Source organism: Streptomyces sp. NPDC001137 (assembly GCF_040298885.1).
Classification (GTDB): domain Bacteria; phylum Actinomycetota; class Actinomycetes; order Streptomycetales; family Streptomycetaceae; genus Streptomyces.
The window spans coordinates 538597-556911 of sequence record NZ_JBEPBA010000001.1; the positions used below are offsets into that span (position 1 = coordinate 538597).

At 70.9% G+C, this 18315-nt stretch carries 18 protein-coding genes; 6 read left to right on the forward strand and 12 right to left on the reverse strand.

What is annotated here, in order from left to right:
• The first annotated feature begins 237 nt into the window (after positions 1–237).
• Positions 238–1305: a sugar ABC transporter substrate-binding protein gene (locus tag ABT254_RS02545; protein ID WP_351462632.1), complete on the forward strand. Its 1068-nt coding sequence runs from the start codon at positions 238–240 to the stop codon at positions 1303–1305.
• Positions 1306–1317: 12 nt separating this feature from the next.
• Here the strand turns inward: ABT254_RS02545 and ABT254_RS02550 are convergent, their stop codons facing one another.
• Both ABT254_RS02550 and ABT254_RS02555 read right to left on the reverse strand, forming a co-directional pair.
• The gene (locus ABT254_RS02550; protein WP_351462634.1) at positions 1318–3105 is read right to left on the reverse strand and encodes a serine/threonine-protein kinase; all 1788 of its coding nucleotides are present in this window, start codon (positions 3103–3105) and stop codon (positions 1318–1320) included.
• 67 nt (positions 3106–3172) lie between these two features.
• Positions 3173–4021 carry a menaquinone biosynthetic enzyme MqnA/MqnD family protein gene (locus tag ABT254_RS02555; protein WP_351462636.1) on the reverse strand — a complete coding sequence of 283 codons (849 nt, stop codon included), beginning with the start codon at positions 4019–4021 and terminating at the stop codon, positions 3173–3175.
• A gap of 308 nt (positions 4022–4329) precedes the next feature.
• Here ABT254_RS02555 and ABT254_RS02560 point away from each other — a divergent pair, with 308 nt between their 5' ends.
• Complete coding sequence (locus ABT254_RS02560; protein ID WP_003992177.1) at positions 4330–4533, forward strand: cold-shock protein; 204 nt, start codon at positions 4330–4332, stop codon at positions 4531–4533.
• A 106-nt stretch (positions 4534–4639) separates the two neighbouring features.
• Here the strand turns inward: ABT254_RS02560 and ABT254_RS02565 are convergent, their stop codons facing one another.
• On the reverse strand, positions 4640–5206 hold the full coding sequence (locus tag ABT254_RS02565; protein ID WP_351462638.1) for a helix-turn-helix domain-containing protein: 567 nt from the start codon (positions 5204–5206) through the stop codon (positions 4640–4642).
• A gap of 65 nt (positions 5207–5271) precedes the next feature.
• On the opposite strand from ABT254_RS02565, the gene ABT254_RS02570 reads away from it, so the two are divergent.
• The 3 genes from ABT254_RS02570 to ABT254_RS02580 are packed head-to-tail and all read left to right on the forward strand — an operon-like array spanning position 5272 to position 7020.
• Complete coding sequence (locus ABT254_RS02570) at positions 5272–5982, forward strand: AzlC family ABC transporter permease (protein ID WP_351462640.1); 711 nt, start codon at positions 5272–5274, stop codon at positions 5980–5982.
• Entirely contained in the window at positions 5979–6293 is a 315-nt protein-coding gene (locus ABT254_RS02575) for an AzlD domain-containing protein (protein ID WP_351462642.1), read from the forward strand. Before ABT254_RS02570 ends, ABT254_RS02575 begins: the two co-directional genes overlap by 4 nt.
• Before the next feature lie 43 nt (positions 6294–6336).
• Positions 6337–7020: a class I SAM-dependent DNA methyltransferase gene (locus ABT254_RS02580; RefSeq protein WP_351462644.1), complete on the forward strand. Its 684-nt coding sequence runs from the start codon at positions 6337–6339 to the stop codon at positions 7018–7020.
• Here the strand turns inward: ABT254_RS02580 and kstD are convergent.
• From kstD to ABT254_RS02595, 3 genes are all read right to left on the reverse strand, one after another.
• Positions 7017–8807 carry a 3-oxosteroid 1-dehydrogenase gene (gene kstD / locus ABT254_RS02585; RefSeq protein WP_351462646.1) on the reverse strand — a complete coding sequence of 597 codons (1791 nt, stop codon included), beginning with the start codon at positions 8805–8807 and terminating at the stop codon, positions 7017–7019. The genes ABT254_RS02580 and kstD overlap by 4 nt on opposite strands.
• A gap of 197 nt (positions 8808–9004) precedes the next feature.
• Positions 9005–10921, reverse strand: coding sequence for an AMP-dependent synthetase/ligase (locus ABT254_RS02590; RefSeq protein ID WP_351462648.1), 1917 nt, complete (start codon positions 10919–10921; stop codon positions 9005–9007).
• 199 nt (positions 10922–11120) lie between these two features.
• Positions 11121–13073: an AMP-dependent synthetase/ligase gene (locus ABT254_RS02595; protein WP_351462650.1), complete on the reverse strand. Its 1953-nt coding sequence runs from the start codon at positions 13071–13073 to the stop codon at positions 11121–11123.
• A 286-nt stretch (positions 13074–13359) separates the two neighbouring features.
• On the opposite strand from ABT254_RS02595, the gene ABT254_RS02600 reads away from it, so the two are divergent.
• Positions 13360–14214 (forward strand): MaoC family dehydratase, encoded by an 855-nt coding sequence (locus ABT254_RS02600; RefSeq protein WP_450751674.1) that lies wholly within the window; start codon positions 13360–13362, stop codon positions 14212–14214.
• Here the strand turns inward: ABT254_RS02600 and ABT254_RS02605 are convergent.
• The 6 genes from ABT254_RS02605 to ABT254_RS02630 all read right to left on the reverse strand — a co-directional run bounded on the left by ABT254_RS02605 (position 14209) and on the right by ABT254_RS02630 (position 18269).
• Positions 14209–14859, reverse strand: a complete 651-nt coding sequence (locus ABT254_RS02605) for a TetR/AcrR family transcriptional regulator (RefSeq protein ID WP_351462654.1) — start codon at positions 14857–14859, stop codon at positions 14209–14211. The genes ABT254_RS02600 and ABT254_RS02605 overlap by 6 nt on opposite strands.
• A gap of 38 nt (positions 14860–14897) precedes the next feature.
• Positions 14898–15206 (reverse strand): DUF4229 domain-containing protein, encoded by a 309-nt coding sequence (locus ABT254_RS02610; RefSeq protein ID WP_351462656.1) that lies wholly within the window; start codon positions 15204–15206, stop codon positions 14898–14900.
• Between the two features lie 98 nt (positions 15207–15304).
• Entirely contained in the window at positions 15305–15829 is a 525-nt protein-coding gene (locus tag ABT254_RS02615) for a GNAT family N-acetyltransferase (RefSeq protein WP_351462658.1), read from the reverse strand.
• A gap of 16 nt (positions 15830–15845) precedes the next feature.
• The gene (locus tag ABT254_RS02620; RefSeq protein ID WP_351462660.1) at positions 15846–16493 is read right to left on the reverse strand and encodes a UdgX family uracil-DNA binding protein; all 648 of its coding nucleotides are present in this window, start codon (positions 16491–16493) and stop codon (positions 15846–15848) included.
• A gap of 106 nt (positions 16494–16599) precedes the next feature.
• Positions 16600–17763, reverse strand: coding sequence for an aminofutalosine synthase MqnE (gene mqnE / locus ABT254_RS02625; protein ID WP_351462662.1), 1164 nt, complete (start codon positions 17761–17763; stop codon positions 16600–16602).
• A gap of 50 nt (positions 17764–17813) precedes the next feature.
• Positions 17814–18269: an Lrp/AsnC family transcriptional regulator gene (locus ABT254_RS02630; RefSeq protein WP_030945405.1), complete on the reverse strand. Its 456-nt coding sequence runs from the start codon at positions 18267–18269 to the stop codon at positions 17814–17816.
• Positions 18270–18315 lie beyond the last annotated feature (46 nt).

An 18315-nucleotide genomic window follows, 5' to 3' on the forward strand; every position in this document is an offset into this window, starting at 1 on the left:
GTCACACGGGCACGGTGCGTCGGCCGAGCACCCGCCGGTCGGGTGGGCACGACGTCTACAGTGGTGGCGAGGAGGCCTGATGAGCAGCGGAAACCACACCGGAACGCGTACCTCGCGAGCCCGCTCCCCGCTGCCACCACAGGTGCTGATCCCGTCGCCGACGGCGGCATGCACGGGCCGCCGGTCCGCCCCCGGGCCTGATCTCCGGCAGGAAACCGTCCCCAAGGGGAGCCCGCCGTGAAGAGATGCCTCGGACATCGCGGTCTCGGCGCTGTCGCCGTCCTCGCCGTCGCCGCGCTCAGCGCGTGCGGTGGCTCCGGTACCGACTCGGGGGGCGGCGCGAAGGGTGCCCCGGTGGTGGGTGTCGACTATCCCCGCTCCGACACCGACTTCTGGACCTCGTACATCAAGTACACCCCTAAGTTCGCCAAGGAACTCGGCCTGCGGCTGGAGACGACCAACTCGCAGAACGACGTCGGCAATCTCGCCGCCAACGTGCAGACGCTCATCATCCACGGGGTGAAGGGCGTGGCGATGGCTCCGCAGAGCACGGGTGCCATCGGGCCCGTCCTGCGGCAGTTGTCCGCCCAGAAGATTCCCGTGGTCACCCTGGACACCCGCCCCGACACCGGCCGCGTCTACATGATCGTCCGCGCCGACAACCGCGCATACGGCGAGAAGGCCTGCCGGTTCCTCGGCACCAAGCTGGGCGGTGAGGGCAAGGTCGTCATGCTCGAAGGCGACCTCGCCTCGATCAATGCCCGGGACCGCACCGAGGGGTTCAGCGGGTGCATGAAGAAGAACTACCCCAGGATCGAGGTCTTCGGCGAGGCGACCGGCTGGGACGGGGCGGTCGCGGCCCGGAAGCTGCAGACGGATCTCACCGCTCACCCCGACATCAAGGGCGTCTACATGGAGGCCAGCTCCATGCTCTCCGGCACCCTGCAGGTGCTCAGGCAGCAGGGTCTGCTGGTCGGTCCGAAGGACGACAGGCACGTGTTCGTCGTCTCCAACGACGGCACCCCCAGAGAGCTCCAGTACATCGCCCAGGGCAAGATCGACGCCACGGTCTCCCAGCCCGCCGACCTCTACGCGAAGTACGCCCTCTCCTACCTGAAGGCGGCGATCGAGGGCAGGACGTTCAAACCGGGCAGGACCGACCACGACAGCACGATCGTCCAGGTCCGCGGAGGTGTGCTGGAGGACCAGCTCCCCGCCCCGCTGGTGACCGCGGGCGGCGGGACGTACGGCGGGGTTCCCAGCCTCAGGAGCGACGACACGTCCCTCTGGGGCAACAACCCCTGACCTGGGCTTCGTCTACTTGACCTTCGACATCCGCGCCTTGGGCTTCCCCTCCGCGTCGCTGTCCGACATGTACATGAGGTCGTTGCCCTCCCGGGCCAACCGCACCGTGTGCGCCACCGGGTTGCACCCCGCGTGGTTGGACTTGGCACCCACCGACGTCGTGACGAGCTCCTGCTTCGTCACCTTCTTCAGGGTCAGTACGTCGTTGCAGACGCCCCCGAGCTGGTCGGTCTGCCGGACCCTGCCCACCTCCTCGCCCACGACCGCCTGATGGACCGTCACCCGGAAGGTGCCCGCGGGCAGGGCACCGTCGAGGACGAGGCCCTGGCCCTCCCAGGTGCCGAGGTAACCGGCGGGGACGGCGGCGCCGTCGGCGGCGGTGGTGGAGTCGGCGCTGGGTGAGGCACTCGAAGTGGCGCCCGGCCCAGGGGAGTACGCACCGCTTCCGGAACTGCCCCCGTCGTTCTCCCCGTTGCCCGGCAGCAGGTGGAACAGGAAGACCGACCCCACCGTCACGGCCGCCAAGGCCCCCGCGACCGCCAGTGCCACCGTGCAGCTCAGCCGCCGCCCACGCCCGCCGTCGCCCGTCGTGGACGCGGCCGTCACGGTCACGCTGACCCTGCCGGGGTGCTGCTCGACGGGAGGGGCGTCCCGCGGCTCGGGCACAGAGGCGGCAGACGCGGGAGTGGAAGAGGCAGAAGCCGCGGGTGCGGGCGCGGAACCGGAAGGGCCGGAGAGCGACGCAGCCGTCGGCATGACCGGCGCCGGCCCGAACTCCCCCATCGTCGGCTGCCCGGTCACCTCCCGGCCGGCCGTCGACCGCCCGGCTCCTTCCCCGCCCGCCGTCACCGCGTTCCCGACCGAAGGGCTGCCGAATGCCACCGGCCCCGAGGCCGCCTCGTCCCCCGCCTCCAGGTTCAGCAGCTTCACGACACTGCGGCTCACCTGTTCCACCAGCGTCCCCGGCAGCCACCCGGCCGCCACCAGCCGCGCCGCCCCCTCGGGAGCCAGCCGCCGTGCCACCTCACCGGGCGTCGGCCGCCGGCCCGGCTCCTTGACCAGGCACGCCTCCGCCACGTCCCGCAACTCACCGCTCAGCGAGCCGAGTTCGGGCTCCTCGTGGACGACCTTGTAGAGCAGGGCCGCGGACGAGTCCCCGGGGAACGGAGGCTCCCCGGTCGCCGCATACGCCAGCACCGCGCCCAGCGAGAAGACGTCGGCTGCTCCCGTGGCCCCTTTCCCGAGGATCTGCTCGGGCGACATGTATCCGGGCGAGCCGATGGACACGCCGGTGGACGTCAGGGAGGCCGTACCGTCCGTCGCCCGCGCGATACCGAAGTCGATCAGCAGCGGGCCGTCGAGCGTCAGCAGGACGTTGGAGGGCTTGACGTCCCGGTGCACCAGGCCCAGTTCGTGCACCGCCGCCAGCGCCTCCGCCAGCCCCGCACCCAGCACCCGTACCGAATGAGCCGGCAGCGGGCCGCCGTCCGCGATCGCCGACGCCAGCGACGGACCCGCCGCGTACGCCGTGGCCACCCAGGGGACGGCCGCCCCCGGGTCCGCGTCGAGCACCGGGGCCGTCCAGGCGCCGCCCACCCGCCGCGCGGCCTCCACCTCGCGGCGGAAGCGGGCGCGGAACTCCTCGTCGAGCGCGAAGTGCGGGTGCACGATCTTGACCGCGACCGTGCGGCCCCCGGCGCTGCGGCCCAGGTAGACGCGGCCCATCCCGCCGGAGCCGAGCCGGCCGAGCAGCCGGTAGGGCCCCACGACGGTGGGCTCGTCGGCTCCGAGCGGCTGCATGGCGTCCACCCCTCCCCCGTATCCCCCGTAACGACGAGAAAAGGGTAGTGCGCCGTTCCCGAACCGCTTACGGCTGCAGCAGATCCACCTTCACGTCCGCGGGGAAGCCGGTCGTCGGACCGATCCGCCGGGCGAACTCGGCGACCGCGGCCAGCTGCGGCCCGCCGAAGCGGAAGTCGAGCGTGGTGAAGTACTGCTCCAGGACCCGCTCGTCGAACTCCTCCCAGCGGGCCGCCTGTTCGGCGACCTTGCCGACCTCCTCCAGGGAGAGGTTGCGGGAGGCGAGGAAGGCCTCGTGGACCTTGCGGGTGATCTCCGGCTCGCGCTCCAGGTAGTCCCGGCGCGCCGCCCAGACCGCGAACACGAACGGCAGCCCGGTCCACTCCTTCCAGAGTGTGCCGAGGTCGTGCACCTGGAGGCCGAAGCGCGGCCCGTCGTGGAGGTTCGCCCGCAGGGCCGCGTCGCCGATGAGTACGGCCGCCTCGGCCTCCTGCATCATCAGGCTGAGGTCGGGCGGGCAGGTGTAGTAGTCGGGCTGGACGCCGTAGCGGTCGGCCAGGAGGAGCTGGGCGAGACGGACGGAGGTGCGCGAGGTCGAGCCGAGCGCGACCCGGGCGCCGTCCAGCTCGTCCAGCGGGACCTGCGAGACGATCACGCAGGACATCACCGGTCCGTCGCATCCCACCGCGATGTCCGGGAAGGCGACCAGGTCGTCCGCGTTCTTGAGGAACTCGACGAGGGTGATGGGACCGATGTCGAGGTCTCCCTGCACCAGCTGCTCGCTGAGCTTCTCGGGGGTGTCCTTCGTCAGCTCGAAGTCGAGGAGCGTGCCCGTTCTCGCGAGCCCCCAGTACAGGGGCAGGCAGTTCAGGAACTGGATGTGGCCGACGCGCGGCCGGGTGCGAGAATTGTCCACATCGCGAGGCTAGACCCCATGGGGTACGGTGCAGCCTTCAGGGTGGTGTGTCGCCGTCTCCGGTGCCCCGTCAACACCACCCGGACGATCTTCAAACGTCTGGGGGACGTGATCTTGCCCTCTATTGCTTTCGGCTGCCCGCGTGCTAGGCTCGCCGCAAGTTGCAGTTTGGTTTCCCTTGCAGTACAGAGCCTGCGGAGCATGTAACCGCGGGCTCTCGTCGTTTTCAGACGTATGCAGTTGTGCGGCACTGTTTTCACACTTGCAGGTTCTGGAGCAGGGCAACCCTTTGGGCCCAAGGAGGGCTTATGGCTACCGGAACCGTGAAGTGGTTCAACGCCGAAAAGGGCTTTGGCTTCATCGCCCAGGAAGGTGGCGGCCCGGACGTGTTCGTCCACTACTCCGCCATCAACGCGAGCGGCTTCCGCTCGCTGGAGGAGAACCAGCAGGTCTCCTTCGACGTGACCCAGGGCCCGAAGGGCCCGCAGGCGGAGAACGTCACCCCCGTCTGATCATTCGGTCTCGGAGCCTGGTGCTTTGATCCGGAACTGAGAGCAGTACCCAAGGAGCCCCGCGCCGCAAGGCGGCGGGGCTCCTGCCTTTCCCGCTTCGTTCAGCTCATACGTGCTGCATGACCAGCACGAACGTCGTCCCGGGCGCCAGTGCCTCGTACGAGTGCGGCACGTCCCCGCGATACGTCATGTAGTCCCCCGGCCCGAGTTCCTCGGCCTCCCCCGCCGGCCCGGCCTTCAGCCTCCCCGTGGACACGATCAGGTGCTCCACCGAGCCCGGGATGTGCGGCTCCGACACACGGGCGGGTCCCGGCTCCGCACGCAGGTGGTAGATGTCGCGCCGGGCGCCGGGCGGGCTCGCGGACAGCAGGGTGGCCCGGTAGTCCGCCCGTTCGGAGGCCACGACCGGCCCTTCTCCGGCCCGGATCACATGCACGGCCGGGGCGGGCGGCTCCACCAGCGCGCTGAACGGCACCCCCAGGGCCACCCCCAGCGCCCACAGCGTCTCCACGCTCGGGTTTCCGCTCCCGCCCTCCAGCTGCGACAACGTCGACTTCGCGATGCCGGCCCGCTTGGCCAGCTCGGAGAGGGACAGCCCGGCACGGGTGCGCTCGCGGCGCAGCGCGGCCGCGATCCAGTCCAGGGGGAGCCGGGGTGGCACATCGGACGTCATGTTCGCTCCATCGGTACGACCGTTCGTCTTGACGAACAGAGGCTCTGGCGTTCATTCTAGAGAACATGCGTACGGTATGGCGAACGCCCCGAAGGTCCGGCCCGTCGTCCCTCGCCCCGCCGCGGGATCTGATCCGCGACGCCTCGCTCGTCTGGCTGGCCAGCGGCATCGTCGGTGTCTCCTTCGGCGCGATCGCCGTGGCCGGGGGTCTGCCGGTGTGGGTGCCCGTGGTGATGTCCCTCGTGGTCTACGCGGGCTCCGCCCAGTTCAGCGCGGTCGGCGTGCTGCTGGCGGGGGGTGGCCCGATCGCCGCGGCGGCCACCGGTCTGCTCCTCAACACCCGTACGGCGGCCTTCAGCCTCGCGATCGCCGACACCCTCGGGCCGGGCCGCCTCACCCGCCTGATCGGCGCCCACCTGGTCACCGACGAGACGGTGGCCTTCGCCCTGGCCCAGGCCGATCCGGTACGACGGCGGAGGGCGTTCTGGGTCTCGGGGATCGGCCTGTTCGTCGTATGGAACGTGGGCGTCCTGGCCGGAGCGCTGGCCGGGGGCGCGCTGGGCGACACGGCGACGTACGGCCTGGACGCGGCCTTCCCCGCGGTGCTGGTGGCCCTGGTGCTGCCCACCCTGCGCGGGGATGCGCGGATACGGCGATGCGCGCTGCTCGGCGCCGCCGTGGCCCTCGCGGTGACGCCGGCTGTCCCGGCGGGGGTGCCGGTGCTGCTGGCGCTGGTGGGACTGGTCCTGCACGGCCGCAAGGGGGTCTGCGCATGAGCGCCACGGTCGCGCTGATCCTGGCCCTGGCGGCCGGGACGTACGCCTTCCGGCTGGTGGGTCCGGCGCTGCACGGGCGCGTGGAGCTTCCCGCGCGGGTGCAGGAGCTGCTGTCGACGGCAGCGGTCGTGCTGCTGGCCGCCCTGCTGACGACGGGCGCCCTCACGGAGAGCGGCGACTTCGCGGGGTGGGCGCGTCCGGCCGGAGTGCTGGCCGGGGGCCTACTGGCATGGCGGAGGGCCCCGTTCGCGGTGGTGGTGCTCGGCGCCGCGGGGACGGCGGCGGTGCTGCGGGGGGTGGGGGTGGGGTGAGCGGGGCGGTCGGTTGTCAGTGGTGGTCGCTACCGTTTTGACCATGACCGAGATCCGCGACGAGAGCGCGCCCGAACCCGACTTCGTCACCAGGACCCGGGCGTTCTACGACGCCGTGGCCGAGGACTACGCCGCCCGGTTCGAGCGCGAGCTCGCGGACAGGCCGCTGGAGCGGGCGATAGTCCGGGCGTTCGCCGAACTCGTCGGTGGCCAGGGGCCGGTGGCGGATCTCGGGTGCGGTCCGGGGCGGACGACGGCCCGCCTCGCCTCGCTCGGACTGGACGTCTTCGGCCTCGACCTGTCGGAGTCGATGCTGGCGGTCGCCCGCCGGGAGAACCCGCGGCTGCGTTTCGAGCAGGGCTCGATGCTGGACCTGGACCTCCCCGACGGGGCACTGGCCGGGGCGCTCTCCTGGTACTCCTCCATCCACACCCCCGCGGACGAACTGCCCGCCCTGTTCGCCGAGTTCCACCGGGTGCTCGCACCCGGCGGCCACCTCCTGCTCGGCTTCCAGGCGGGCGACAAGCACCGTCACCACGACCGCCCCTGGGGCCGTCCGGTCTCACTGACCTTCAGGCGCCGCCGACCGGAGGACATGGTCCGGCTGTTGGCGGACGCGGGCTTCACGCTCCTGTCGCAGACGGTCCGGGAGCCGGAGGAAAGCCTGGAGGAGGCCTGCCCGCAGGCCTTCCTCATAGCCCGGAAGCCGGCAGCGGTGGCCTCCTAGAGCACCCCGGCGATGTCCAGCGCCGCGATGTACCCGAACGTCATCGCGGGCCCGATCGTGGAGCCGGCCCCGGCGTAGCTGTGTCCCATCACGGCGGCGCTGGCGTTCCCCGCGGCGTACAGACCCGGGATCACCGAGCCGTCCGGACGCAGCACCCGCGCCCGCGCGTCCGTGACCAGCCCGCCCTTCGTCCCCAGATCCCCGGGGACGATGCGGAAGGCGTAGTAGGGCGGCAGCCACAGAGGTGCGAGGCAGGAGTTGGGGAGGACGGAGGGGTCCGTGTAGTAGTGGTCGTAGGCGCTGTCACCGCGGTGGAAGTCGCTGTCGGTCCCTTTGAGGGCAAGGGAGTTGAAGCGGCCGACCGTGGCGCGCAGTGCCGCGGCGGGGACGCCGACGGAGGCGGCGAGGGCATCGAGGGTCCAGGCCTTGTGCGCCGCCCCCGAGGTGTACCAGTCGTCGGGGAAGGTGAGGGTCGGGGCGACGTCCTTGAACAGGTACCGGTTGCGGTAGTTCTGGTCGACGATCAGCCAGGCCGGGATGTCCGGGTCGGTGGGGTCGCGGTCGTACATGGTGTGGACGACGTCGCTGTAGGGCCCGGCCTCGTTGACGAAGCGGAAGCCCGCCCGGTTGATGAGCAGGCCGCCGGGGAGGGTGCGTTCGGCGAGACAGAAGTAGGGCTGGTCGGGGAGCGGGATGGCCGGTCCCCACCAGGCGTCGTCCATGAGGGCGAGTGCGGCGCCCAGTTGCCGGCCCGCCCGGATGCCGTCGCCGGTGTTCTCCTTCGCGCCGACCGTCCATTCCGTCCCGATGGGCTGCCGCTGGTACTGGGCGCGCATGGCACCGTTGTGCTCGAAGCCGCCGGAGCCGACGACCACGGCACGGCGGGCGCGTACGAGACCGGGGGCGCCGTCCTGCGTGACCACCGCCCCGGTGACGGCACCGCCCTCGACGAACAGGTCGGTGAGCGGGGTGCCCAGCCGGACGGGAACGCCCGCGTCCAGCAGTCCCTTGCGCAACCCGGCGGCCAGCGACTGCCCCATGGTCAACGGCGTCTGCCCCAGCAGCGCCGCCTTCGTGCCGCGCGCCAGGCACTCGGCGGCCACGGCGGCGCCCTTGACACTCACGGCGGCGAGGGCGAGCCACTTGTAGTCGGCGCTGAACACGACCATGCCGGAAGGGACTTGCATGTACGGCGGATTGAGATGAGCGAGTTCGGCACCGAGGAGGTTGCCGTCGAACTGGGCGGGCTCGATGGAGCGGCCGCCCGGCAGACCGCCCGGCAGCTCCGGGTAGTAGTCGCTGTACCCCTCCATCCAGCGGAAGCGGAGCGGGCTGTTGGCCATGACGAAGGAGATCATGTCGGGGCCGTGGGCGAGGAAGGCGCTCTGCCGGGCGACGGGCACGTCCGGGCCGACGACCGCGGCGAGGTAGGCGGCGGCCTTGGCGGGGGTGTCCGGGACACCGGCCGCGAGGATCACGGGGTTGTTGGGGATCCAGATACCGGCACCGGAACGGGCGGCGGATCCGCCGAAGGTGGGGGCCTTTTCGACCACGACGGTGCTCAGTCCCCGCTTGGCCGCCGTGAGCGCGGCGGTCATTCCGGCCGCGCCGGAGCCGATCACGACGACGTCATGGGTGCCGAGGAGGGGGAGGTCGGCGGCGGTGGCCGTGCGGGCGCCGGGACCCGCGCCTGCGGCCAGGGCGAGACCGGTGGCACCCGCGGTACCGAGCACCTGCCTCCGGGTGGGTCGTGCTGTACGTCTCACGGGTTCCGCGCTCGTGACCATGGCAGGTCGCTCCAACCGGACGTGGGGTGGGGTGAGTTGCGCAGGTGCGGAGGTGCGGGGTGGGAATGTGGCGCGGGGGTCTTGGGAAGTCAAGGCCGGAGGCAGAAGCGGTACGAGGACTTCGCCATGGACTACAACCAGACCGCAGACCGGCATCGCCGCCATCGGCGACGTACGAGAGATTCACAAGCGGCGGCTCACCGCTCGTACAGAGCCTCGATCTCCGCGGAGAAGTCCCGCATCACGGCCTCCCGCCGCAGCTTCATCGACGGGGTCAGATGGCCCTCCTCCTCCGTGAAGTCCCGGGAGACGATGACGAAGCGCCGGATGGACTCCGGGCGGGAGACCAGTTTGTTCGCCTCGTCGACCGCACGTTGCAGGATCGCCCTCAACTCCTCGTCGTCGACGAGGAGTTCCGCGGGGACGGGGTGCCGGCCGTTCATCCGGCGCCAGTGGCTGACGCCCTCCATGTCGAGGGTGATGAGGGCGGCGATGTACGGGCGGCGGTCGCCGACGACCATGCACTGGGAGATCAGGGGGTGCGAGCGGAGCCAGTTCTCCAGTGGGGCCGGTGCGGTGTTCTTGCCGCCCGCCGTGATCAGGATCTCCTTCTTGCGGCCGGTGATCGTGAGGTAGCCCTCGTCGTCGAGGCGGCCGATGTCGCCCGTCGGGAACCAGCCGTCCGCCGAGGAGGGGATCACTCCGCCACCGTGCGGGTCCCAGTAGCCGCGGAAGACCTGGCCGCCCTGGAGGAGGATCTCGCCGTCCGCCGCGATGCGGACCTTCGTGCCGGGCATGGGCCAGCCCACCGTGCCCAGGCGGGGCTTGAGGGGCGGGGTGACCGTGGCGGCCCCGGTGGACTCGGTCAGGCCGTAGCCCTCGTAGATCTCCAGGCCGGCGCCCGCGTAGAAGGCGGCAAGGCGGCGGCCGAGCGGGGAGCCGCCGGAGATGATGTGGCGGATGCGGCCGCCCATCGCGTTGCGGATGCGCCGGTAGACGAGCGGGTCGTAGAAGGCGCGGGACGCCTTGAGGGAGGCGCCGGGGCCGGAGCCGGTGCCGGCGTGCCGGGCCTCCATCGCCTCGCCGTAGCGGACGGCCACGCTCGCCGCGCGGTCGAAGGCGGAGACCCGGCCGCCGATCTCCGCCTTGGCACGGGCGTTGTTGTAGACCTTCTCCAGCATGTACGGGATGCAGAGGAGGAAGGTCGGGCGGAAGGTGCCGAGGTCGGCCAGGAGGTCGTCCGCCTGGAGGCTCGCGGCGTGGCCCAGGCGGACCCGGGCACGGATACAGGCGATCGCCACCATGCGGCCGAAGACGTGCGACATGGGCAGGAAGAGGAGCGTGGCCGGGTCTTCCGACTTCGACTTGAAGATGGGGTAGAGGAGTTCGGTCGCGTTGTCGACCTCGGCGAGGAAATTGCCGTGCGTGAGTACGCAGCCCTTGGGGCGGCCGGTGGTGCCCGAGGTGTAGACGACCGTGGCGAGCGTGTCGGGCACCAACATCCCGCGGCGCACGGCGACTTCCTGGTCGGGGACGGGCGCGCCGAGCTCGGCCAGCCGCTCCAGGTGTCCCTTCTCCACGACCCACATGTGCTTCAGATCGGGCAGACGGCTGAGCTCCGGGCCGAGGGCCGACGCCTGCCCCGCGGTCTCCGTCACCAGGGCCACCGCGCCGGAGTCCTGGAGGATCCAACGGGTCTGGTAGACCGAGGAGGTCGGGTAGATCGGGACGGTGACGAGGCCTGCGGCCCAGGCGGCGAAGTCGAGGAGCGTCCACTCGTAGATCGTCCGCGCCATGACGGCGATGCGGTCGCCTGCCACCAGCCCTTCCGAGATCAGCCCCTTGGCCAGGGCCAGGACCTGCTCCGCGAACTCCGCCGCGGTCACGTCCGCCCACTCCCCGTCCTGGGTACGGCGGCTGAGGACGCGGGCCTCGGGTGCCGCCTCCGCGTTGTCGAACGGCAGGTCGGCGAGCGAACCATGGGTGGGCGGCGGGACGAGCGGCGGCACCGACGCCTCACGCACTTCGCCGTCCAGCCGCCGTATTTCGGGCGCCACCAACTGGGGCACGCCGTCGTAGTCGGACGCGGACGGGTAGGGCACGGACACGGACATGGCAGCTCCTGGGGCGTGCAGCTCGGTACCGCTGTGCTGTTGTACGTACTGCGCGTACCGAGACGTTCACCAGCGGTGTGCGGCTTCGGGGTTACCGCGGGTTAGAACGGCGATCGTACGGTGCGGGCGTGCCGAGTTGGTGCGGGCCCTCCGGGGGTTTTGCGGTGGGGTTGTGCCTTGGTCTGCCATCTGCGCGCCCCTACAGGGGCGCTCCCGTGCCGCGAGGGTCGTAGAGCTGCTCGATTTGCTCGGCGAATTCCTCCGCGATCAGCTCCCGCTTCAGCTTCATCGACGGGGTCAGATGTCCCGCCTCCTCCGTGAAGTCGACCGGGAGGATGGTGAAGCGGCGGATGGACTCCGGGCGGGAGACCAGTTTGTTGGCCTCGTTCACCGCGCGCTGCAGGACCTGTCTCAACTCGTCGTCGTCCAGGAGGAGTCCCGCCGGTACCGGGTACTTGCCGCGCATCCGGCGCCAGTGGCTGACGCCCTCCATGTCCAGGGTGATCAGGGCGCCGACATAGGGGCGGTTGTCGCCGACGACCATGACCTGGGAGATCAGGGGGTGGGCACGGAGCCAGTTCTCCAGCGGTGCCGGGGCGACGCTCTTGCCGCCCGCCGTGATCAACAGCTCCTTCTTGCGGCCGGTGATGTAGAGGTAGCCCTCCTCGTCGAGGCGGCCGATGTCGCCGGTGGCCAGCCAGCCGTCGACGGTCGCCGGGACGACGCCGCCCGCGTTCGGGTCCCAGTAGCCGCGCAGGACGTGGTCACCGGCCAGCAGGATCTCGCCGTCGGCGGCGATACGGACCTTCGTGCCCGGTATCGGCCAGCCCACCGAGCCCAGACGGGGTCTGAGCGGCGGGGTCACGGTGGACGCGCCCGTCACCTCCGTGAGGCCGTAGCCCTCGTAGATCTCTATGCCCGCCCCGGAGTAGAACGCGGCCAGCCGTCGGCCCAGCGGGGAGCCGCCGCAGATCATGTAGCGGACCCTGCCGCCCATGGCGCCCCGGATACGGCGGTAGACGAGCGGGTCGTAGAAGGCGCGGGCGGCCTTCAGCGCGGCACCCGGGCCGGGGCCGGTGCCCGCGTGGCGGGCCTCCACCGCCTCCCCGTACCGCCGGGCCACGCCCGCCGCGCGGTCGAAGGCGGTGACCCGGCCGCCGGTCTCCGCCTTCGCGCGGGCCACGTTGAACACCTTCTCCAGCATGTACGGGATGGCGACCAGGCAGGTCGGGCGGAAGCTCGCCAGGTCGGGAAGGAGTTCGTCCGCCTTCAGGCTCGGCGCGTGGCCCAGCCGTACCCGGGCCCGGATGCAGGCGACCGCCACCATGCGGCCGAAGATGTGCGACATCGGGAGGAAGTGCAGGACGGACGCCTCTTCGCTGGTCCGTGAGCGGAACACCGGATAGAGGAGTTCGATGGCATTGTCGACCTCGGCGAAGAAGTTGCCGTGGCTGATCGCACAGCCCTTGGGGCGGCCGGTGGTGCCCGAGGTGTAGACGACGGTGGCGAGCGTGTCGGGGCTCAACATCCCACGCCGTACGGCCACTTCCTGGTCCGGCACCTGGCCGCCCCGTTCCGCCAGCCGCTCCACATGGCCCTTCTCGACGACCCAGAGGTGCCGCAGGTCCGGCACGCGGTCGAGTTCCGGGCCGAGGGCCGCGGCCTGGGCGGCGGTCTCCGTGACGAGTGCGACCGCGCCGGAGTCCTGGAGGATCCACCGGGTCTGGAAGGCCGAGGAGGTCGGGTAGATCGGGACGGTGACGAGGCCCGCGGCCCAGGCGGCGAAGTCGAGGAGCGTCCACTCGTAGATCGTCCGCGCCATCACGCCGAGCCGGTCCCCCGGGACCAGCCCCTCGGCGATCAGCCCTTTCGCCACCGCCAGCACCTCGTCGGCGAATTCGGCCGCCGTGACGTCCGCCCACCGGCCCGATTCGGTGCGGCGGCTGAGCACCTTGTCGTCCGGGGCGATGCGCGCGTTGTCGAAGGGCAGGTCGGCGAGCGAGCCGTGGGTCACCAGCGGGACGAAGGGCGGCACGGAGACCTCGCGCACCTCCCCGTCCAGCCGCCGGATCACGGGCTCCACGAGAACCGGCGTGCCGTCGTACGTCGTGGAGTGGACGACGGCGGGCGCGGACGGCTGCGAGGTGGACACGGGCGACTCCAGAGGTTCACCAGAGTTGCCCTGCGGGGGAGTTGCCGCAGGCTGGGAGGGAGGTGATCGTACGGCGCGCCCGTGATGAGCCGGTGTGGGTTCCAAGGTGGTCCGGCGGCGGGGATGCGTCGGGGATGTGCAAGCTCGTGGCTTTTCTGGCCGATAGCGACGGGCCGGACGGGATGGTGAACGTTTTTCATCTTCTGCCCCGCCCCCACCTGCCCTTACCTCGGGTAACCTGACTCTGGAGTAAGCAGAGCCGCCCGTGGGGAGTCTCGGAATGTCGATGTCCGTCGTCCTGCCCGGTACGCCCGCCCTCGGGCCGCTGCTCGCCCGCGGCGCCCTGCTGTCCCCCTTCAAACGCCCTCGCCCTGACGCCGACTTCCCCCGCAACCGGCTCGTCCTGCCCGGGCTGCGGATCGACCTCGCGCGGCTGGCGGCGTACGAGCGGGTGTGCGGCTTCGCGACCGGCGCCGACGCGCTGCCCCCGACCTATCCGCATGTGCTGGGCTTCCCGCTGGCCATGCGACTGATGAGCGACCGGGGCTTCCCGCTGCCGCTGCTCGGCCTCGTCCACACCTCGATCGAGATCACGCAGCGGTGCGCGCCCGCGGCGACCGGCGAGTACGAACTCGCCGTGTACGTCGGCGGTCTGGAGCCGCACAGGCGCGGCACCGAGGCCTCGGTGATCACCGAGATGCGGGCCGGCGGGGAGGTCGTCTGGGAGTCACGCAGCACCTATCTGGCCCGGCACCGGACGCGGCATTCCGGTGAGCCGCCCAGGGACGACCGGGAAGAGCTGCCCGCCGTCGCCGAGTGGCGGCTGGCCGCCGACGTCGGGCGGCGGTACGGAGCCGCGTCCGGCGACCGCAACCCGATCCATCTGCACCCCCTCACCGCCCGCCTCTTCGGCTTCCCACGCGCCATCGCGCACGGCATGTGGACGGTGGCCCGCTGCCTCGCCGCGCACGGGGTGCCGCAACGGGCCCGGGTGGAGGCGCAGTTCAGGGCGCCGGTGCTGCTGCCGGGGACGGTGACGTATGCGGCGGACGGGGAGCTGTTCGAGCTGCGCGGGAGCGGGGGCCGCGTTCATGTGAGCGGAAGTGTCAGCGACCTCGCGGCGGCTGACGCCGCGTCATGACTCCGGGGTGGGTGGCGGCGACCAGGGCCGCCCGTCCATGAGGTTGCCCAGGCCCGCCCAGGCGAAGTTCATCAGGGTGGCCGCCGCCTGGCGGGCCGAGGTGCCGGGGGTGGCGTTGGCCCAGGCGGCGAGGGCTTCGGCGGCGCCGACCAGAGCCTCGGCGAGCCCGGCGACCTCCCGCTCGGGGAGGTTCGGATTGCGGTGCGCCTCCCTCGCCGCGACGACGATGAGCTGCGTCACGAACGCGACGATCTCCTCGCGCATCGCGGTGACCTCGGCCGCGAAGGGTTCGCGGGTACGGGCCTGAAGGTGCAGCACGGCCCAGCCGTCCGGGTTCTGCGCGGTGTGCGTGAAGAACGCCCGCAGTCCCTCCCAGAGCTGGCGGTCGGCGGGCAGTTCGGGCCTGACCCCGGCCCTGACCGCCTCGACGAGCGCGGTCGCCTCCCGGCGGATGCAGGCCGTGAACAGGTCTTCCTTCGAGTTCAGGTACAGGTACACCAACGGCTTGGACACGCCCGCCAGTTCGGCGATCTCGTCCATCGACGCGGCCATGTACCCACGCTGCCCGAAGGTCCGCACGGCGGCGTCCATCATCTGCTGCTCACGGACCGCCCGCGGCATCCGCTTGGTCTTCACGGCACCCATGGGGCAAGGGTAATTGGGAGCGGGCGCCCGCAACCCCCTCAAGAAGCCTGGGGTGCCTGGCCCTGCGGGCGGCTCGCGTCGTCCGCCTCGTCCTCCTGGGCGGCGTTCGCCGCGAAGCCGGCCTTCATCCGGTCGACGCGATGGGCGACCGTCACGGAGGCGCGGTCCCGCTCCTTGCGCAGGACGACGAAGCTGATGGGAGCGGAGATCACCAGCGCCAGCAGGCAGATCCACATGAAGTTGGAGGCGCCGTAGCCGCGCGGGACGATGCCGGAGTAGACGAGGCCCCAGACGACCACGAAGCAGCCCGCGAAGATCCCGAGGCGCATCAGCGTGTAGCGGAGCATCTCAATCCACTCTTCCGTCAACGGTACGAACATTCCCAAAGGGCACCGTCCAGTGAAGCACGCCCGGGACCCGATCTTGCAGGGGGGTGGGCGGGCTCTCAGCCCAGCGGCAGCAGCATGAAGACGTCGTCGCGGTAGTCGTCCGGGGCGACGCGGATGGCGCCCGGGACCCGGCCGACCTCCTTGTAGCCGCAGGAGCCGTAGAACCGCTCCAGGCCGTTCCCGCCGCGACAGGTGAGCCGGATCGCGTCGATCCCCTCGAAGCCGCGGGCCGCGTCCTCGGCGGCGGCGAGGAGGTCCCGGCCGTATCCCCTGCCCTGGTGGCGGGGGTGGACCATCACCGTGTACAGCCAGACCCAGTGTGTCATCAGCCGGTGAGTGTTGAAGCTGAAGAAGGCGGTCGCCGCGACCTCGCCGGACGCGTCCAGGCCGACCAGCAGCCGGGTCCGCCCCTCCGTCATGGCGAGGAAGTGCTTCATGAGCTCCGGTCGGATGTCCTCGGCCGTGACCGGCGGTACGAAGCCGACCGAGCCGCCCGCGTTCGAGACGTCGGCCCACAGGTCGAGGATCCCGTCGCGCAGGGCGGGAGTGACGGCGGGGTCGAGAGTGAAGGTAAGGGACACCGCGCCATAGTACCCATTACGACAGTGCTCGCGCCGCCACCTCCAGATCCGAGACGAGGCCCCGGTAGGCCGCCTCCCTGTCGTCCGCCCGCAGTACGGCCGAGGGGTGCACGGTCGGCACCAGCCGCTCCCGCCTGCCGTGGATCTCCTCCTCCAGGACCGTCCCGCGCACCTGGGTGACCCGGAACGAGGAGCCCAGCAGCGCCTTGCCGGCGGTCGCCCCCAGCACCACGATCAGCTCGGGTTCCACCACGGCCAGCTCGGCGGCCAGCCACGGCCCGCACGCCGTCATCTCCCGCAGACTGGGCGCCTTGTGGATACGGCGCTTGCGGGGTTCGGCCTGGGTGAACTTGAAGTGCTTGACGGCGTTGGTGACGTACGCGTCCGCGGGGTCCAGACCGGCCTCGCCGAGAGCCCGGTCCAGCAGCTTGCCCGCCGGGCCGACGAACGGCTTTCCCTGGCGGTCCTCCTGGTCCCCGGGCTGCTCGCCGACGAGCATCACGCGCGCGTGCGCGTTCCCCGCCCCGAAGACGGTCTGCGTGGCGTCCCTGTGCAGGGGGCACCCCCTGCACTCGGCAGCCGCCTTGCGCAGGGCCGGAAGCCCGCCGCGCTCCGGAAGGAAGGGTTCGGCGGTATAGGCATCCTCGGGCGCCTTCGTAACCATGCGCCCCGGGTACCCACCCCAGGGGCGCGGGACCGTATCTCTTTGCGGCTGCGCCGCGGGGCGCGACAAGCCCCCACTCAGCGGCAGCCGAAGAACAAGCCGAAAATCACACCCGCATCGGCTGCGGCGACTCCCGACGAGCCGGATCCGGGCCCTCGTACTCCCGAATGATCTCGTACCGGGTGTTCCGCTCCACCGGCCGGAACCCGGCATCCCGGATCAGATCCAGCAGATCCTCACGGGTCAGCTTGTTCGGCGTGCCGTAATTGTCCGCATCATGGGTGATCTTGTACTCGACCACCGACCCGTCCATGTCGTCCGCACCGTGCTGCAGCGCGAGCTGAGCGGTCTGGACGCCGTGCATGACCCAGAAGACCTTGACGTGCGGGACGTTGTCGAACAGCAGCCGGGAGACCGCGAAGGTCTTCAGCGCCTCCGCGCCGGTCGCCATCTGCGTCCGGGCCTGGAGCCGGTTGCGGACCTTGCCGTCCTTCATGTCCACGAAGTCGTGCTGGTAGCGCAGCGGGATGAAGACCTGGAAGCCACCGGTCTCGTCCTGGAGTTCGCGCAGGCGCAGCACGTGGTCGACACGGTGCCGCGGCTCCTCGATGTGGCCGTACAGCATGGTGCACGGGGTCTTCAGACCCTTCTCGTGCGCCAGCCGGTGGATGCGGGACCAGTCCTCCCAGTGGGTCTTGTGGTCCACGATGTGCTGCCGGACCTCCCAGTCGAAGATCTCCGCGCCGCCACCGGTGAGGGACTCCAGGCCCGCGTCGATCAGCTCGTCCAGGATCTCGCTCGCGCTCAGCCCGGAGATCGTCTCGAAGTGGTGGATCTCCGTCGCCGTGAACGCCTTCAGGGAGACGTTCGGCAGGGCGGCCTTGAGCTCCCGCAGCGAACGCGGGTAGTAGCGCCACGGCAGGTTCGGGTGCAGGCCGTTGACGATGTGCAGCTCGGTGAGGTTCTCGCCCTCCATCGCCTTGGCGAGCTTCACCGCCTCCTCGATGCGCATCGTGTACGCGTCCTTCTCCCCCGGCTTGCGCTGGAAGGAGCAGTAGGCGCAGGAGGCGGTGCAGACGTTGGTCATGTTGAGGTGCCGGTTGACGTTGAAATGAACCACGTCACCGTTCTTGCGCGTGCGCACCTCGTGGGCGAGGCCGCCGAGCCACGCCAGGTCGTCCGACTCGTACAGTGCGATGCCGTCCTCGCGGGTCAGCCGTTCACCGGCCCTGACCTTCTCCTCCAGCTCGCGCTTGAGCCCGACGTCCATACCCTCAACCTCTTTCTACGACAGCTCGACCCCACCGTACGCCTACGATCTCAGACCTCTTCGGGCAGTTCCCCGACCCGGTTCTCCCACTTCGTGGAGAGCACGATCGTCGTACGGGTACGGGAGACGCCCTTGGTGCCACTGAGCCGCCGGATGATCTTCTCCAGGCCGTCCACGTCGTTCGCCCGCACCTTGAGCATGTACGAGTCGTCGCCGGCGATGAACCAGCAGTCCTCGATCTCGCTGAGCTCCTTCATCCGCTGGGCCACGTCCTCGTGGTCGGCGGCGTCCGAGAGCGAGATGCCGATGAGGGCGGTGACACCGAGGCCCAGCGAGGCGGCGTCCACGGTGGCGCGGTAGCCGGTGATGACGCCGGCCGCCTCCAACCGGTTGATGCGGTCGGTGACGCTGGGTCCCGACAGGCCGACGAGGCGCCCCAGCTCCGCGTACGAGGCCCGGCCGTTCTCCCTCAGGGCCTGGATGAGCTGCCTGTCCACCGCGTCCATGCGATTCGATGCCTTCCGCTGAAGATTCCCGAGTAGATGAGAGGTA

Excerpts from the sequence above, each read along its gene's own strand:
- ABT254_RS02550 (WP_351462634.1), bottom strand. The coding sequence starts at position 3,105 with ATGCAGCCGCTCGGAGCCGACGAGCCCACCGTCGTGGGGCCCTACCGG.
- ABT254_RS02560 (WP_003992177.1), top strand. The coding sequence starts at position 4,330 with ATGGCTACCGGAACCGTGAAGTGGTTCAACGCCGAAAAGGGCTTTGGC.
- ABT254_RS02565 (WP_351462638.1), bottom strand. The coding sequence starts at position 5,206 with ATGACGTCCGATGTGCCACCCCGGCTCCCCCTGGACTGGATCGCGGCC.
- ABT254_RS02570 (WP_351462640.1), top strand. The coding sequence starts at position 5,272 with ATGCGTACGGTATGGCGAACGCCCCGAAGGTCCGGCCCGTCGTCCCTC.
- ABT254_RS02575 (WP_351462642.1), top strand. The coding sequence starts at position 5,979 with ATGAGCGCCACGGTCGCGCTGATCCTGGCCCTGGCGGCCGGGACGTAC.
- ABT254_RS02580 (WP_351462644.1), top strand. The coding sequence starts at position 6,337 with ATGACCGAGATCCGCGACGAGAGCGCGCCCGAACCCGACTTCGTCACC.
- kstD (WP_351462646.1), bottom strand. The coding sequence starts at position 8,807 with ATGGTCACGAGCGCGGAACCCGTGAGACGTACAGCACGACCCACCCGG.
- ABT254_RS02590 (WP_351462648.1), bottom strand. The coding sequence starts at position 10,921 with ATGTCCGTGTCCGTGCCCTACCCGTCCGCGTCCGACTACGACGGCGTG.
- ABT254_RS02600 (WP_450751674.1), top strand. The coding sequence starts at position 13,360 with ATGTCCGTCGTCCTGCCCGGTACGCCCGCCCTCGGGCCGCTGCTCGCC.
- ABT254_RS02605 (WP_351462654.1), bottom strand. The coding sequence starts at position 14,859 with ATGGGTGCCGTGAAGACCAAGCGGATGCCGCGGGCGGTCCGTGAGCAG.
- ABT254_RS02610 (WP_351462656.1), bottom strand. The coding sequence starts at position 15,206 with ATGCTCCGCTACACGCTGATGCGCCTCGGGATCTTCGCGGGCTGCTTC.
- ABT254_RS02620 (WP_351462660.1), bottom strand. The coding sequence starts at position 16,493 with ATGGTTACGAAGGCGCCCGAGGATGCCTATACCGCCGAACCCTTCCTT.
- mqnE (WP_351462662.1), bottom strand. The coding sequence starts at position 17,763 with ATGGACGTCGGGCTCAAGCGCGAGCTGGAGGAGAAGGTCAGGGCCGGT.
- ABT254_RS02630 (WP_030945405.1), bottom strand. The coding sequence starts at position 18,269 with ATGGACGCGGTGGACAGGCAGCTCATCCAGGCCCTGAGGGAGAACGGC.